The organism is Amycolatopsis sp. VS8301801F10, from assembly GCF_046195355.1.
In the GTDB taxonomy this organism is placed as follows: domain Bacteria; phylum Actinomycetota; class Actinomycetes; order Mycobacteriales; family Pseudonocardiaceae; genus Amycolatopsis.
The window spans coordinates 1,774,364-1,787,964 of sequence record NZ_CP176065.1 but is presented as its reverse complement, the minus strand read 5'-3'; the positions used below and the strand labels follow the sequence as shown (position 1 = coordinate 1,787,964).

At 70.6% G+C, this 13,601-nt stretch carries 16 protein-coding genes and 1 riboswitch; of the genes, 10 read left to right on the top strand and 6 right to left on the bottom strand.

Annotated features, from left to right (window positions below; all coding sequences use genetic code 11):
• Nucleotides 1-2 precede the first annotated feature (2 nt).
• Entirely contained in the window at nucleotides 3-425 is a 423-nt protein-coding gene (locus F9C11_RS08660) for a hypothetical protein (protein ID WP_409184364.1), read from the top strand.
• Entirely contained in the window at nucleotides 418-1,269 is an 852-nt protein-coding gene (locus F9C11_RS08655) for an aminoglycoside phosphotransferase family protein (RefSeq protein WP_409184363.1), read from the top strand. The genes F9C11_RS08660 and F9C11_RS08655 overlap by 8 nt, the downstream gene beginning before the upstream one ends.
• Here F9C11_RS08655 and F9C11_RS08650 read toward each other — a convergent pair.
• Nucleotides 1,157-2,002: an aminodeoxychorismate lyase gene (locus tag F9C11_RS08650; protein ID WP_409184362.1), complete on the bottom strand. Its 846-nt coding sequence runs from the start codon at nucleotides 2,000-2,002 to the stop codon at nucleotides 1,157-1,159. The two genes, F9C11_RS08655 and F9C11_RS08650, sit on opposite strands and share 113 nt — an antisense overlap.
• 31 nt (nucleotides 2,003-2,033) lie before the next feature.
• Between F9C11_RS08650 and F9C11_RS08645 the strand changes: the two genes are divergently transcribed.
• From F9C11_RS08645 to F9C11_RS08635, 3 genes are read left to right on the top strand one after another with little or no spacing between them, the layout of a single operon-like run.
• The gene (locus F9C11_RS08645; protein WP_409184361.1) at nucleotides 2,034-3,155 is read left to right on the top strand and encodes a YgfZ/GcvT domain-containing protein; all 1,122 of its coding nucleotides are present in this window, start codon (nucleotides 2,034-2,036) and stop codon (nucleotides 3,153-3,155) included.
• Nucleotides 3,156-3,204: 49 nt separating this feature from the next.
• Nucleotides 3,205-3,771 (top strand): aerial mycelium formation protein, encoded by a 567-nt coding sequence (locus tag F9C11_RS08640; RefSeq protein WP_409184360.1) that lies wholly within the window; start codon nucleotides 3,205-3,207, stop codon nucleotides 3,769-3,771.
• Nucleotides 3,768-4,712, top strand: coding sequence for an asparaginase (locus F9C11_RS08635; RefSeq protein WP_409184359.1), 945 nt, complete (start codon nucleotides 3,768-3,770; stop codon nucleotides 4,710-4,712). The genes F9C11_RS08640 and F9C11_RS08635 overlap by 4 nt, the downstream gene beginning before the upstream one ends.
• Here F9C11_RS08635 and F9C11_RS08630 read toward each other — a convergent pair.
• Nucleotides 4,693-5,589: a hypothetical protein gene (locus tag F9C11_RS08630; protein WP_409184358.1), complete on the bottom strand. Its 897-nt coding sequence runs from the start codon at nucleotides 5,587-5,589 to the stop codon at nucleotides 4,693-4,695. The genes F9C11_RS08635 and F9C11_RS08630 overlap by 20 nt on opposite strands.
• A 207-nt stretch (nucleotides 5,590-5,796) precedes the next feature.
• Between F9C11_RS08630 and F9C11_RS08625 the strand changes: the two genes are divergently transcribed.
• From F9C11_RS08625 to F9C11_RS08615, 3 genes are all read left to right on the top strand, one after another.
• Nucleotides 5,797-5,979: a DUF3073 domain-containing protein gene (locus F9C11_RS08625; protein WP_037716129.1), complete on the top strand. Its 183-nt coding sequence runs from the start codon at nucleotides 5,797-5,799 to the stop codon at nucleotides 5,977-5,979.
• Between the two features lie 114 nt (nucleotides 5,980-6,093).
• Complete coding sequence (locus tag F9C11_RS08620) at nucleotides 6,094-6,954, top strand: 3-hydroxybutyryl-CoA dehydrogenase (RefSeq protein WP_409184357.1); 861 nt, start codon at nucleotides 6,094-6,096, stop codon at nucleotides 6,952-6,954.
• Between the two features lie 69 nt (nucleotides 6,955-7,023).
• Nucleotides 7,024-7,491 carry a hypothetical protein gene (locus F9C11_RS08615; RefSeq protein ID WP_409184356.1) on the top strand — a complete coding sequence of 156 codons (468 nt, stop codon included), beginning with the start codon at nucleotides 7,024-7,026 and terminating at the stop codon, nucleotides 7,489-7,491.
• Here F9C11_RS08615 and F9C11_RS08610 read toward each other — a convergent pair.
• From F9C11_RS08610 to F9C11_RS08595, 4 genes are read right to left on the bottom strand one after another with little or no spacing between them, the layout of a single operon-like run.
• Complete coding sequence (locus tag F9C11_RS08610) at nucleotides 7,484-8,269, bottom strand: ECF transporter S component (protein WP_409184355.1); 786 nt, start codon at nucleotides 8,267-8,269, stop codon at nucleotides 7,484-7,486. The two genes, F9C11_RS08615 and F9C11_RS08610, sit on opposite strands and share 8 nt — an antisense overlap.
• Nucleotides 8,266-9,864 (bottom strand): ABC transporter ATP-binding protein, encoded by a 1,599-nt coding sequence (locus tag F9C11_RS08605; RefSeq protein ID WP_409184354.1) that lies wholly within the window; start codon nucleotides 9,862-9,864, stop codon nucleotides 8,266-8,268. Before F9C11_RS08605 ends, F9C11_RS08610 begins: the two co-directional genes overlap by 4 nt.
• Nucleotides 9,861-10,940, bottom strand: coding sequence for a CbiQ family ECF transporter T component (locus F9C11_RS08600; RefSeq protein WP_409184353.1), 1,080 nt, complete (start codon nucleotides 10,938-10,940; stop codon nucleotides 9,861-9,863). The genes F9C11_RS08605 and F9C11_RS08600 overlap by 4 nt, the downstream gene beginning before the upstream one ends.
• Nucleotides 10,927-11,577, bottom strand: a complete 651-nt coding sequence (locus F9C11_RS08595) for a hypothetical protein (RefSeq protein WP_409184352.1) — start codon at nucleotides 11,575-11,577, stop codon at nucleotides 10,927-10,929. Before F9C11_RS08595 ends, F9C11_RS08600 begins: the two co-directional genes overlap by 14 nt.
• A 12-nt stretch (nucleotides 11,578-11,589) precedes the next feature.
• Nucleotides 11,590-11,720: riboswitch (cobalamin riboswitch) on the bottom strand.
• Nucleotides 11,721-11,767: 47 nt separating this feature from the next.
• Between F9C11_RS08595 and F9C11_RS08590 the strand changes: the two genes are divergently transcribed.
• Both F9C11_RS08590 and F9C11_RS08585 read left to right on the top strand, forming a co-directional pair.
• Nucleotides 11,768-12,661, top strand: a complete 894-nt coding sequence (locus tag F9C11_RS08590; protein ID WP_409184351.1) for a Gfo/Idh/MocA family protein — start codon at nucleotides 11,768-11,770, stop codon at nucleotides 12,659-12,661.
• A 164-nt stretch (nucleotides 12,662-12,825) separates the two neighbouring features.
• The gene (locus F9C11_RS08585; RefSeq protein WP_409186849.1) at nucleotides 12,826-13,557 is read left to right on the top strand and encodes a GNAT family N-acetyltransferase; all 732 of its coding nucleotides are present in this window, start codon (nucleotides 12,826-12,828) and stop codon (nucleotides 13,555-13,557) included.
• Nucleotides 13,558-13,601: the final 44 nt, after the last annotated feature.

The window sequence follows — 13,601 nt, the reverse complement described above, 5'->3', positions numbered from 1 at the left end:
GCGTGGAACGGGTAACGATCACCGGCGGCGCGGGTTTCCTGGAGCTGAACACCGGAGGACGGGCGGAGCTGCCGCAGTCGCTGCGCATCGCGCTCGCGACCGGCCAGGTACGCCTCCCGCTGGCCGAAACCCTCCGCGAACTGCTGACGTTGCTCGTCGACGGCCACTACCGGGTGAGCGGCCCGCAACGATTCGAGGCGGCGAACCTGGTCCCGGCGAACGACTGGCCGGACGACGACGATGCCCGGGTCGCGTACTACCGAACGGCGATCCGCGCCGGACACCGCCCGGTGGCGGTGGTCCTGTCCGGCACGCGGCCGATGCTGGTGGACGGGCACCACAAGATCAGCGCTTACCGGGCGGAGGGGGTCACGCCGTCGGTGGTGCTGATTTCGGCTGGTCAGCCGGGGGCAGGGGGTGAGTGAGAAGTTCCTCGGGGGGCAGGACAGGGTCGTCCGGGTCGGCACCACGGTCCGGCGCGAGCGCAAGCCGTGGAGCGACCGGGTCGCCGAGTTGCTGCGCCACCTCGAAAACGCCGGATTCCGGCAGGCCCCGCGCTACTTCGGGACCGAGGGCGACACCGACGTGCTGGAGTTCCTCCCCGGCGAGGTCGGCAATTACCCGCTCACCTCGGCCGCCCGCAGCACCACCGCCTTGATTTCCGCCGCGAAGCTGCTGCGTGCGTACCACGACGCGACCGCCGAAATCGCCGCCACGATGCCCGGCGGGTGGATGCTGCCGGACCAAGAACCAGCCGAGGTCATCTGTCACGGCGACTTCGCGCCGTACAACTGCGTGCTGCGCGGCGAAGAAGTCGTGGGCCTGATCGACTTCGATACCGCGCATCCCGGCCCGCGCGCACACGACCTCGGCTACGCGGTCTACCGCTTCGCGCCGCTCACCGATCCGGCCAACGAAGACGGCTTCGGCTCGGTCGAAGAGCAAGCCGTCCGCGTGAAGCTGTTCTGTGACAGCTACGGAGTGACCGACCGCGCGGCAATCCTCGCTTCAGCCGCCGATCGGCTGCGCGACCTGGTGCAGCTCATGCGCACCCAAGCCGCGTCCGGCCACGAAGGCTTCGCGAGCCATCTCGCGGCCGGACACGATCAGGTCTATCTGCGGGACATCGAGTACCTCGAAGCGAACGCCGAAGCGCTCAGTACTCGCTCTCGTAAGCCGCCACCAGCTCCTCGTGCACTGCCGTCGAATCCGGCAGTTCCGTCCCGTTCAGCGTGTGCACCCGGGTCACCTTCCGGACCGACGACGTGAGGAAAACTCCGTCCCCTCGCAGCAAGTCCTCCACCGAAAGCGGCTCCACCTTCACCGACCAGCCCGCCTTCTCCGCGCCGCGGAACAGCGCGTACTGCGTTGTTCCTGGCAGGATGCCAACAGTGGACGGCGGGGTGTAGAGCGTCCGTTCCTTCGCCAGCACGACCGTCGACGTCGGTCCTTCGAGGACCGAATCGTCGGTAGCGGTGAAGATCACATCTTGGGCTCCGCGCCGGGCCGCCTCGCGCAGGGCGGCCATGTTCATCGCGTAGGAAACCGTTTTCGCGCCGAGCAAAAGCCACGGGGCGCGCTCGGCGAGTTCGGGGCCGAAACCGCGTTCCAGGGTCACCACCGAAACGCCTTCGGTGCGCGCCCGCAGCACCTTCTCGTCGACCTCCAGGCCCATCGCGAACGCCGTCGGCTTGCCTTCCGGATCGCCGTCGACACCCCGCGTGTACACGAGTTTCAGCGCGATTTCCGGGCCTCCCTGCCAGGCGTCGACGACCGCCTGCGCGGCTCGGGCGAAGCCTTCGAGGTCCGGGGCGGGCAGGTCGAGCATCGCCGCGGAACGGGCGAGCCGGTCGAGGTGCGGACGCATTTCCCGCGGCTTTTTCACTGCCACGAGGATCGTTTCGAACACCCCGTCTCCGCGCAGCAGGCCGAGGTCGTCCACCCGGAGGTGAGCGGCTTCGGGGTCGGCCAGTGAACCGTCGAGGAAGGCGAGAACGCGCATCCTCACACGGTACTCACTTACTCTTGGGGCTATGCCGTACAGCTCGCCGCTGCTCGAAATCCCCCGCGCGGTCGCCGCGCCCGAGGGCCATCCGGAAGCCGGAGTTCCGTGGCACTGGGGCGATCCGTTCGCCGAGCAGCGCACCGCCGCCCGGGGAGTGGTCGTGATCGACCGCTCGCACCGTGAAATCCTCGCTGTCACCGGCGAGGAACGCTTGTCCTGGCTGCATTTGGTGATCTCGCAGCACGTCACCGAACTCGCCGATAACACCGGCACCGAAGCGCTCGTTCTCGACAGCCAGGGCCACGTCGACACCCACTTCGTGCTCGCGCACACCGGCGAGACGGTGTACCTCGACAGCGACCCCGGCCCGCTCGTCACGAGCGCGTTGCCCAAGGGCGGCAAGCAAACCCTGCGCGAGTACCTCGAAGCGATGAAGTTCTGGTCCAAGGTCGAAATCCGCGACGTGACCGAAGAACTCGCCGTTCTCACCGTGCTCGGCCCGGAGACCGACAGCGTGCTCGGCGTCGAACTCGGCGCCGAACCGTATTCGGTGGCCGCGCTGCCCGAGGGCGGTTTCGCGCGCCGGATGCCGTGGCCGACGCGAGCGGGTGCGGACCTCGTGATGCCGCGCGCTCAGCTCACTCAATGGTGGCAACGGCTCACCGACGCGGGCGCGCGTCCGGCCGGCTCCTGGACCTTCGACGCGCTGCGCGTGGAATCGCGGCACCCTCGCCTCGGCGTCGACACCGACGAACGGACGATCCCGCACGAGGTCGGCTGGATCGGCTCGGCCGCGCACGTCGCGAAGGGCTGCTACCGCGGCCAGGAAACCGTCTCGAAGGTGCACAACGTCGGCCGCCCGCCGCGGTATCTCGCGCTGCTGCACCTCGACGGTTCGCCGGAGATCACCCCGGAGACCGGCGATCCGGTGAAGCTCGGCGAGCGCGTGGTCGGCCGGATCGGCACGGTCGCGCAGCACCACGAACTCGGGCCGATCGCGCTGGCGCTGGTCAAACGTTCGGTGCCGGGCGGGGCGGAACTGCTGGCAGGCGACGAGGACCGAGTGGTCCAGGCCACTGTCGATCCGGACTCGGTGCCCGGCGAGCACGCGGCGCCCGGACGGGAAGCGGCGCAGAGACTGCGGGGCTGAAGTGAACTCGACGGTAGCGTCGTCGCCGAATGTGGAGCAGGATGTGCCCGTGATCGAAGTGCGTCCCGGCGGGCGACGACGGATCGACCGCGTCCTCGGCCCGGGATATCTCACCGGATTAGGCGACTTGCCGCTCCCGGTGCTGCGCGAGCGGCGCGACGAGGCCGCGCAGGAAGAGACGGACCTGTCCTACCTGCGCCGGCTCCTGCACGCCCGCATCGACATCGTGCGCGCCGAACAGGAGCGCCGTTCGTCCGGCGGGGAAAGCAGCATCGTCGACCGGCTCGCGTCGATCCTCGCCGACAACGCGCTCGGCCCGGCCGCCGGTTCCGGCCGCCACCAGCAGCTCGAGCCGTCCCGCGCGGGCGAGCACCGCAGACACGCGGAGGCGCTGATCGGCGACACCGGGCTCACCGACGTCGGTTCGCTCTCCGACGACAAGCTCGCCGCCGCGCTGGACACCTACGCGGCCGAGGAAGCCTCCGTGTCCTCCTTCCGCCGCCAGGTCCAGACCGTGATGGACACGCTCAACGCCGAGATCGCCGCGCGCTACAGCAGCGGCGCGGCCACCGTGGACCAGCTGCTGGACAGCGAACTGGGGCGCGCCGAGGAATGACCGGCCAGCCGATCCTTGTCGAGGTCGTCCGGAACGGGTTCGTCGAGAGCGTCCACCACGGATGCCTCGTCGTCACCGCGCCGGACGGTTCGGTCCGGTTCTCCGCGGGCGACGTGACCAGCCCGTTCTTCCCTCGCTCGGCGAACAAGCCGCTGCAGGGCGTCGGGATGCTCCGCGCCGGGCTCGGCTACGACGGCGCGGACCTGGCCCTGGGCTGCGCCTCGCATTCCGGCGAAACCGGACATGTCGAACGGGTGGCCGCCATGCTCTCCGCAGCGGGGCTCGACCCGGCGGCGCTGGCCTGCCCGGCCGAGTTCCCGATCGGCGAGGACGCCCGGCGCGCGGCCGACGAGCCGCGGAAGATCACCATGAACTGCTCCGGCAAGCACGCCGCGATGCTCGCCACCTGCGTCGCGAACGGCTGGCCCACCGACGGGTACCCGGAGCCGGACCATCCGCTGCAGGTCCAGCTCGCGAAGACGGTCGAGGAGCTGACCGGCGAATCCATCGCCGCGGTCGGGGTGGACGGCTGCAGCGCGCCGTTGTTCGCGTTCTCGCCGACTGGCCTCGCGCGGTCGTTCGGCAGGCTCGTTCAGGCCGAACCGGGCACCGACGAGCGTCGAGTCGCGGACGCGATGCGCGCGCACCCGTGGCTGGTCGCGGGCACCGGCCGGGAAGACACCCGGCTGATGCGGGCCGTGCCCGGGTTGCTGGTGAAGAGCGGCGCGGAGGGCGTCCTGGCGTTCGCGCTGGGCGACGGCACCGCGGGCGCGATCAAGATCGCGGACGGCGCCAAGCGCGGCTGGGTCCCGCTGGCCATGGCCGTGCTCGCGCACCTGGGCATCGAAACCCCGGAAGAGCTGTCCGACCTGGCTCACCCGCCGGTGCTCGGCGGCGGAAAGCCTCAGGGCGAGCTGCGGGTCAGTTGGAGTGCTCCTTAGCCGCGAGGTCGCCCCAGAACTCGCGCAGCTGCGAAAACAGCTCGGCCAGCTCCTCGACGTTCCCGGTGCGCAGCGCGTCGAGGATGTCGTGGACCTCTTCCGCGGTGGAATCGGCGTCGAGCAGCGAATCGGCGAACAGCTGCACGAGACCGCCGTAGTCCAGTTCGACGATCGAGTCCGGGTCGAAGCTCTCCAGCCACTGCCGGGTCTGCGAGAGCACCCGGCCGGGGCCGGAGTCGCCGAAGGTCGTCTCGATCAGCTCGCCCGCCTCGGACGCCCGGCGGAGCGCGGCCGACATCGGCGTGCGCCAGGACGCTTCCCGCGCCGGATCGGCCGGGCCGCTGCCGAGCACGAGCTTGCGTTCGTCCGGGTCGACCAGCGAGAACCAGGGCAACGGCACGGTCCAGGTGGTGGTGAGGGTGTGCGCGGCGGGGGCGGTGAGGTCGGTCATCGCGGCCTTCGTCTGCGCGCGAGCCCGGTCCGCGGTGACGCCGCCCGCTTCCAGCACCGCGATCCGCAACGCCGGCTCGGCGTCGGCGAGGAAGGTGCTCAACGCGGCGGCGGAGCGGGCGCGCAGTTCGAGCGGGCACGCGAACGGGCCTTCGCCCGTGTGGCCGGCCGGGACGTCGGCCGGGTCGAGCACGAGCACGTCGGTGACGAGGCTCGGCGAGGGCCGTCCGTCGCGCAGCTGCGCGGGCAGCAGCCGCGCCGGCGCAGCTGCCTGTGACTTGAGCCACATCCACTGTTCGCGTTCGCCGATCCCGACCCGGCTGAGCCCGCCCGCGGAAACGGCCTCGACCAGCTGTTGCGCGGGAGGATCGCCCAGCGCGCGCAGAGGTTCGTACACCCGCAGATAGGCCACGAAGGGTCGGAGCACCCGAGCATCGTGGCACGCCGACCAGCGCCGATCCGCATCGACGTGCCGGTAACCGGCGTCCGGCGGACACTGTCGCGACGAGCACACCGTGCCACGTCGCATCCAACCCCCGGGACACGGTACGGTGTCAGCAGGAAAGAACTGTCGAGACGATGCGGGGCCGCCGATTCCCCCGGCCGCCCCGCCCCTGTGCGAGGGGGTCGAGCCATGGGGCGCGGCCGGGCTAAGGCCAAGCAGACGAAGGTGGCGCGCGAGCTCAAATACAGCTCCCACGAAACCGACTTCGATGCTTTGCAGCGCGAGCTGTCGAGTAGTTCCTCGGACAACCACGAGGACGACAAGCGGTACGAGGACCCGTACGACGACGGGTACGACGAGTACCGCCGTTGACGCAGGCACATGACACGCGAGGGCGGAATCGGACCGGGTGTCCGAGACGCCCTCGCGCGTTGTGTGCTGCCCGTTTTTCTTGCCTGCCGGTGAGGTGACGAAGGAGTTGGACGGGTGAGCGACATCGCACGAGTAGGTGTGGTCGGAGCCGGGCTGATGGGCTCCGGCATCGCCGAGGTGCACGCCAGGTCCGGATTGGACGTGCTGGTCACCGAGGTGAACCAGCCCGCCCTCGACGCGGGCAAGGCGCGCATCGAGAAGTCGCTGCAGCGCGGCGTCAAAAGCGGCAAGCTGGCCGCCGAGGACGCCGAGGCGGCACTCGGGCGGCTGCGCTTCACCACCGACCTCGCCGAGTTCGCCGACCGCGATCTCGTCGTCGAGGCCATCCTGGAACAGGAACAGGCCAAGGTCGACGTGTTTCGGCAGCTGGACAAGATCGTCGAACGCGAGGACGCGGTGTTCGCGTCCAACACGTCGTCGATCCCGATCATGAAGCTCGGCATGGCCACCGGCCGTCCGCAGCAGGTCGTCGGCATCCACTTCTTCAACCCGGTGCCGGTGCTGCCGCTGGTCGAGCTGGTCCCGTCGCTGCTGACCAGCGAGGAGACCGCCCGCCGGGCCGAGGAGCACGCCACCGGCGCGCTGGGCAAGACGGTGATCCGGTCGCAGGACCGGGCCGGGTTCATCGTGAACTCGCTGCTCGTGCCGTATCTGCTGTCGGCGATCCGGATGATCGAATCGGGCTTCGCCTCGGCCGAGGACATCGACCGCGGCATGGAGCTGGGCACGGCGCATCCGATGGGTCCGCTGCGGCTGTCCGACCTGATCGGCCTCGACACCATCAAGGCCATCGCGGACTCGATGTACGCCGAGTTCAAGGAGCCGCTGTACTCGTCGCCGCCGCTGCTGCTGCGCATGGTGGACGCCGGGCTGCTCGGCAAGAAGACCGGGCGCGGGTTCTACTCGTACTCCTGACTTCAGTTGCGGCTCCGGGGCAACCTTTACCCGCTGTGCGCGGCCGGGCGGCTCGCTTGACTGTGCGGCATGACTTCGACGTTCGTCTTCGCCGCCGGTGCCAACGGCGTGTCCGCCGCCCCGCCGGAACTCGTGCTGCGCGGGTATCGCGGGGTCGGGGTGCCGCAGCCGGAGCAGCAGTTCCGGCAGTCGTATCAGGCTGGTCTACGACGCCGCGGCACTCTGCGCGGACGCCACCGACGGCGAGTTCTACGCCCTGCACAACTCGATGGCTCCGGACGACATCATCGGCCGCAGCTCGACCGACTCGCGCGGCACGCCGGAGCGGTGGGGTCGCGTCCCGCGGTTTACGTCCGGCATCGCCAAGACCGTCTGGTGCCGCTCGCCCTGCAGGACCGGATGATCGCCGAGGCCGACGCGCGCACGCCTGGCAACCAGTTCGAGGTGCACGACCTCGACACCTCGCACTTCCCGAATGCGGCCGGGATGGCGCAGTTCGCCGAGGTGCTGGACAGGGTCGGCCAGTCGCTCAGCTGAACGCCGCTCGTCGGGCGGCCCGGCGCAGCACAGTCAGGATCGCCGGGCCCAGCACGACGATCGCGGCCAGGTTCGTGAGCGCGCGGCCGGTGTCCCAGCCCAGGGTGGACGTCAGCACGGTGAAGACCAGGAACCGGTGCAGGTTCTCGCCGAGCGGGCCGCCCGGGACGAAGTCCAGCGCGGTGTGGCTCGCCAGGAACGGCCAGGTGAACAGGCTCATCGCGAGGCCGTAGAAGTAGGCGGCGACCACGCCGTAGAACGCCAGCAGCGCGATCTCCCACCGGCCCCGCACCCGCCGCGGCAGCAGCCCGGCGCCCAGCCCGACCAGCGCCGACGCCAGCATCTGGAACGGCAGCCACGGTCCGACTCCGCCGGTGAGCAGCGCGGACGCGAACAGCGACGTCGACCCCAGGACGAACCCGAAGCCCGGCCCGAACACCCGTCCGGCCAGCACGAGCAGGAAGAACACCAGCTCGATCCCACCGGTGCCCGCGCCGAGCGGACGCAGCGCGGCGTTCACCGCGGACAGCACGCCGAGCAGCGCGAGCGCCTTCGCGTCGAGTCCGCCGCTGGACAGTTCAGCCAGCACGATCAGGATCAGCACCGGGAGCGTCACGAGGAAAACGAACGGCGCGTCGATCACGTGCGCGGACGTGCCGACGGAGCTGCGGGCCAACAGCGGCCAGCAGAACATCGCCAGCCCGACCACGACGGCAACCGTCAGCACCAGCGCTGTGCGGTGCCGGATGCGGACGGCTGGGCCCAGGAAATCGGTCACGCCAGCGCCTTCGCCACCGCGTCCACCGTCAGCCACGGCTCCGGCGCGAGGATCTTCGCCACCTGCGGCGCGAAGGCGGGCGAGGCCACGACGACGTCCGCGGTCGGGCCGTCGGCGACCACCTCGCCCTCGGCGAGGACCACGACGCGGTGCGCGGCGGAGGCGACGAACTCGACGTCGTGGGTCGCCAGCAGCACCGCGTGTCCGTCGGCGGCGAGGTCGGCGAGGATGGCCGCGAAGTGCCGTTTCGCCGGGTAGTCGAGGCCGCGGGTCGGCTCGTCCAGCAGCACGACCGGCGGGGCGGCGGCCAGCTGCACGGCCAGGACCAGGGCGAGGCGCTGGCCTTCGGACAGGTCGCGCGGGTTGGTGGCGTCGTCGATCCCGGGCACGAGGCGGTCGAGGAGCTTCCGGGCGGTGCCCGCGGCGACCTCCGATTCGACGTCGGCTTGGCGGCATTCCGCACCGACCGAATCGAGATACAGCAGGTCAGACGGGGTTTGCGGGACCAGCCCGACCCGCGCGCGGGCAGCCCGCGACCGGAGCGTCTTCGGATCCGCGCCGAGGACGTCGACCGTGCCGTCGGATCGGGGCCCGCTGCCCTGCAACGCCCACAGCAGCGAGGACTTGCCCGAGCCGTTCCGGCCCATCAGCGCGACGACCTCGCCCCGGTTCAGCCGCAGGTCAACGCCGCGTACCGCGTTCACGCCGCCGTATCGGACCCGCACGCCCCTCGCGGTGAGGACTGCTTCGCCAGTGCTTTGCGTGACCTGGGCCGGGCGGTGCGCGGCGAGGCGTTCCCGGAGCGGACGGGCGAGGCGGCGGGCGTCGCGGACCGACAGCGGCAGCGGCGACCAGCCGGCGAGCCTGCCCAGCTCCACGATCGGCGGGGCGACGTCGGTCTCGGCGAAAACCTCCGCCGGCTGGCCGGAGACGACGGTGCCGTCGCCGGGCAGGTAGAGCAGGCGGTCGGCGTACTGCGCGACGCGTTCCATCCGGTGTTCGGCGACGACGACCGTCGTGCCCAAGTCGTGCACCAAGCGCGTGATCGCGGCCAGGACCTCCTCGGCCGCGGTCGGATCGAGCGCCGATGTCGGTTCGTCCAGCACCAGGACGCTCGGATGCGCGGTGAGCACCGCGCCGATCGCGACGCGTTGCTGCTGCCCGCCGGAGAGTGTCCGAAGTGGACGGTCGCGGAGTTCGGCGATGCCCAGCAGGTCCAGGGTTTCCTCGACGCGCTTGCGCATCACGTCCGGCGCGACCGCGAGCTGCTCCATCGCGTACGCGAGTTCTTCCTCGACGGTGTCGGTGACGAATCCGGCGAGCGGGTCCTGCCCGACCACGCCGACCACCGAGGCCAGTTCGCGCGGCGGATGCGTCGCCGTGTCGAGCCCGGCGACCTTGACGCGTCCGGCCAGCGTGCCGCCGGTGAAATGCGGGACGAGGCCGTTGATCGCGCCGAGCAAAGTCGACTTGCCGGCCCCGGTGCGGCCAGCGACGAGGCAGAGTTCGCCCTCCTCGATCGTCAGGTCCACGTCCTGGAGCACCGGCCGCTCGGCCCCGTCGTAAGTGACGCTGACGTGCGAAAACTCGATCATCGGGCAACCTCCGACACCAGCGCCGGACGCGGCGCGAACCAAGCGGGCGCCACGCTGATCAGCACCGCGACGGTCGGCAGCAGCGGCAGCTCCGGCCAGGTCAGCGGGCTGGCCGGCGTGATGAGCGAAACTGGGTCGGCGAGCAGCACGAGTACCGCGGTCGCGACGCCGCACAGCGCGACCAGCGTTTCCGGCAGCCGCCATGGATCGGGCCGGTAGGTCGTGCGCCGGATCTGCCGTCCGCCCAGCACGAATCCGGCGGCGGCAAGCAGCAGACCGGCGATGAGCATGGGCACGCCGAGCCACGAAGCGGACCCGTCGAGCACGCCGTAAACCCCGACCGCGACGCCGACCAGACCGGCCAGCACGCAGGTCGCGATCAGCATCCGGACGCGCGGCGAGAGGTAGCTGCGCCGTCCGTAACCGCGGGAGTCCATGGCCGCCGCGAGCTGCAGCGACCGGTCCATGGCGTCGGCGAGCACCGGCACGAAAATCCCCTTCACGAACCGCAGACCGCGTGTCTTCCCGGAACGCAGCCGACGCGCCCGGCGCACCCGCTGCACGCTCTCGACCAGCTGCGGTGCCACGGACAGCGCGACGGTGACCGCCGTCCCCACCTCATACAGCGCCCCGGGTACGGCCTTGAGCAGGCGTTTCGGGTTCGCGAGCGCGTTCGCGGCACCGACGCAGAGCACGATCGTCGCGAGCCGGAGCCCGTCGTAGAACCCGCCGAGCAGCTCCTCGGCCGAGGTGGGGCCGAGGAGCTGGATGCCGGCCGCGACGCTCGGCAGCGGGATGGCCGGCAGCGTGAACAGGACGTGGCCGCCGTCCTCGCCGCCGATCAGGATCCGGAACAGCACGCGCGACCCCAGGATCACCCCAGCGATCCAGGCGTACATCCGGAACGCCAGCGCCCAGGGCGCGTCGCCGCGGCGGAGCACCACGACGAACCCGGCCACCGCGATCACCAAGGCAAGCAGAACCGGGTTCGTGGTCCGGCTCGCGGCGACGGCGAGCGCGAGCGCCCACACCCACCACGCGCCGGGATGGAGCGCTCGCGGGCTACTCCGCGGCACGCCGGCGGCGCACCGCGACGACCGTCCCGGCCACCACGAGCAGCACGACGACCACGATGCCGAGCACCAGGCCCCACGGGAACCCACTGTCCGAAGTGGACGCCGGAGCCGGGGCGGGCGCGGCGGCCTTGCGCACCGGCGCGGTGCGCGGCGGCGGATATTCGGTATAGGACTTGCCGATCGCGAACGACCAGCCCTCGAACGCACCGGCCGGCGGCTTCCAGCTCTGCGCGCCGACCTGCGCCGACTCCCATTTGCCGCCGTTCGTGGCGGTCCAGAAGCTCCACGACGCCTTCTCCGGCGGCATGCCGGTGCAGGTCTGATCGGCGGGTTTGCCTTCGATCTTGCACATCACCGCCAGGCCGTACTTGCCCGCGCCGGTGAGTTCGAAGCCGGCGTTCTGCAGGGCGGTGACGCCGTTTTCCTGCTTGCCCGGAGCGCACCGGATCAGGGTTTCACCGCCGAGCCCCTGGAAGTCGACGATCACCGTGACGCCGTTGTCGTCCTGGCAATAGCCGTCGATGCCCTTGCCGGGCGTGGTGGCCGAAGCGGAGGACGCCCCGCCTAAACCGGTAGCGACGAGAAGAGCGCAGCCGGCGAGGACTCGCCCCCAGTGCCGCGCGTGCACGAACCGCATGTCAGATGTACCTCGCATCGATCGGACCACGACGGGCGATCCGGCTCGCGGTCCCTCCCGGGGCCGCTCACGGTTGCGGGCCAGCGCCGGATTCTCACCGGCTTCCCCCGTTCGTGGCGAAGAACTTGTCGACGTTAACGCACCGCAGGCCCCGCCGGAAGCGACCGCGGACACACCTACACTTCCGGGCGTGGGACAGGACCAGCTGCGCGTCGGCCTCGTAGGAACCGGACCGTGGGCCACCACGGTGCACGCCCCCGGGCTCGCGGATCATCCAGGGACCGTGCTCAGTGCTGTGTGGAGCCGCCGGCCGGAAGCCGCCGCCGCGCTGGCGCAGGCCTACGACGCGGTGCCGACCAGCGATCTGGACGAGCTGTTCGAGCAGGTCGACGCACTCGCGTTCGCCGTGCCGCCGACCGTGCAGGCCGAGATGGCGACCCGGGCCGCGGAGGCGGGCAAGCACCTGATCCTGGAGAAGCCGATCGCTGCTGACCTGGCCACGGCGCAGCGGCTCGCCGACGCGGTGGCGTCCGCTGGCGTCGCCTCGCTGGTGATGCTGACGCTGCGGTTCGCCCAGCAGACGCGCGACTGGCTGGACGGCGTCACCGCGGCTGGCGGCTGGCGTGGCGGCAGCGTGCGGTGGCTGTCCGGCGCGCTGCTCGACGGCAAGTACGCGACCTCGGCCTGGCGACAGGACCCGGCTGGCGGCGCACTCGCCGACATCGGCCCGCACGCGTTCGACCTGCTCGACGCCGCCCTCGGCCCGATCACGGACGTTCTCGCCGCGCACCGCGGCCCCGAAGACCTGTGGCAACTGCTGCTCGAACACGAAGGCGGCATCACGAGCACCGCGACGCTCAGCCTGCGCCTGCCGGTTCAGCCGACGGTGGTCGAGTACTCGGTCTTCGGCGAGCACGGTTTCCGCACGCTCGGCCGCACCGGAACGGCGAACGACGCGTACACCGCGCTGCTGGACGATTTCGCCGCGATGGTGTCGAGCGGAACGACCACGCATCCCTGCGATGTCCACCGAGGCGTGCACCTGGCCCGGATCGTGGACCAGGCGCGCGCCGCCCTTCGCTGAGCCCTTAATTCGCTTGCCCGGTCTGAGACGATAAGCGGGAAGTTCGTTTCGGACGAAGGAATGCCTATGTGCTCCGCCACGGCCCGCTCCGGCCGCGTGGCCTGAGCTGTTCGGCCTGCCGTTTTCGTGCTGCATTCCTTCTTCCCGAAAGGCTTCTCCCAGAGATGTCCGCCCTTCAGGCTTACGTCCGCGCGACCGCACCGCTCGGCCGCGAAACCGAACGAATCGGCCCGTTCCTGGCGACTTACGCCAAGGACAGCTCCCATCCGATGGAGAACTACGCCATCCCCGACGACGGCGCGCAGCCCTCACCCGAGGATCTCGCTCGCCTGATTTCCGCTTACCGGCAACGAAATCTCCTGCCCAGGCTGGAGTTCTTCACCGACGCCGCCCCGAATGTCGAGGCTTCCCTTGCCGCCGCGGGATTCACTCTCGAACGACGCGTGCCGGTAATGACCTGCACTGCTGAAGAACGCGTGGATTGCCTTGCGCCAGAACACATTCAGCTGCGCGAACCGTCGTCCGACGAGGAATTCCGCCGCCTGCGGTCGGTGCAGAACGTGGCCTTCGGAGAGCCGCCGGAGGTGTCCGACGCCGATGTCGAACGCAACCGCCACCACCTGACCGTCCTGGCCGAACACGGCGAAACCATTGTGGGCGGCGGAATCGCCCTGGACATCGTCTCCGGAACGACGGAAATCGTCGGCATCGCAGTGGCGGCAGACCACCGAGGCCAAGGCATCGCGGCGGCAATCACGGCCCACTTAACGCACCTCGCCCACGCCCGCGGCGCACGAACGGCATTCCTTACGCCGGGCGACGTGGGGATCGGGACGGTGTATCGACGTGCTGGGTACCGGGTTGCTGGTGAGTGTGTGCACCTGTCGCTGAGCTAGCTGGCTTGTTCCTTGCCGCCGCCCGGCATCGCCGTTGCGGCGGC

Coding starts and splice junctions, on each gene's coding strand:
- F9C11_RS08650 (WP_409184362.1), bottom strand. CDS start 2,002: ATGCGCGTTCTCGCCTTCCTCGACGGTTCACTGGCCGACCCCGAAGCC.
- F9C11_RS08635 (WP_409184359.1), top strand. CDS start 3,768: ATGACCGGCCAGCCGATCCTTGTCGAGGTCGTCCGGAACGGGTTCGTC.
- F9C11_RS08585 (WP_409186849.1), top strand. CDS start 12,826: ATGTCCGCCCTTCAGGCTTACGTCCGCGCGACCGCACCGCTCGGCCGC.
- F9C11_RS08645 (WP_409184361.1), top strand. CDS start 2,034: ATGCCGTACAGCTCGCCGCTGCTCGAAATCCCCCGCGCGGTCGCCGCG.
- F9C11_RS08595 (WP_409184352.1), bottom strand. CDS start 11,577: ATGCGGTTCGTGCACGCGCGGCACTGGGGGCGAGTCCTCGCCGGCTGC.
- F9C11_RS08625 (WP_037716129.1), top strand. CDS start 5,797: ATGGGGCGCGGCCGGGCTAAGGCCAAGCAGACGAAGGTGGCGCGCGAG.
- F9C11_RS08615 (WP_409184356.1), top strand. CDS start 7,024: ATGACTTCGACGTTCGTCTTCGCCGCCGGTGCCAACGGCGTGTCCGCC.
- F9C11_RS08605 (WP_409184354.1), bottom strand. CDS start 9,864: ATGATCGAGTTTTCGCACGTCAGCGTCACTTACGACGGGGCCGAGCGG.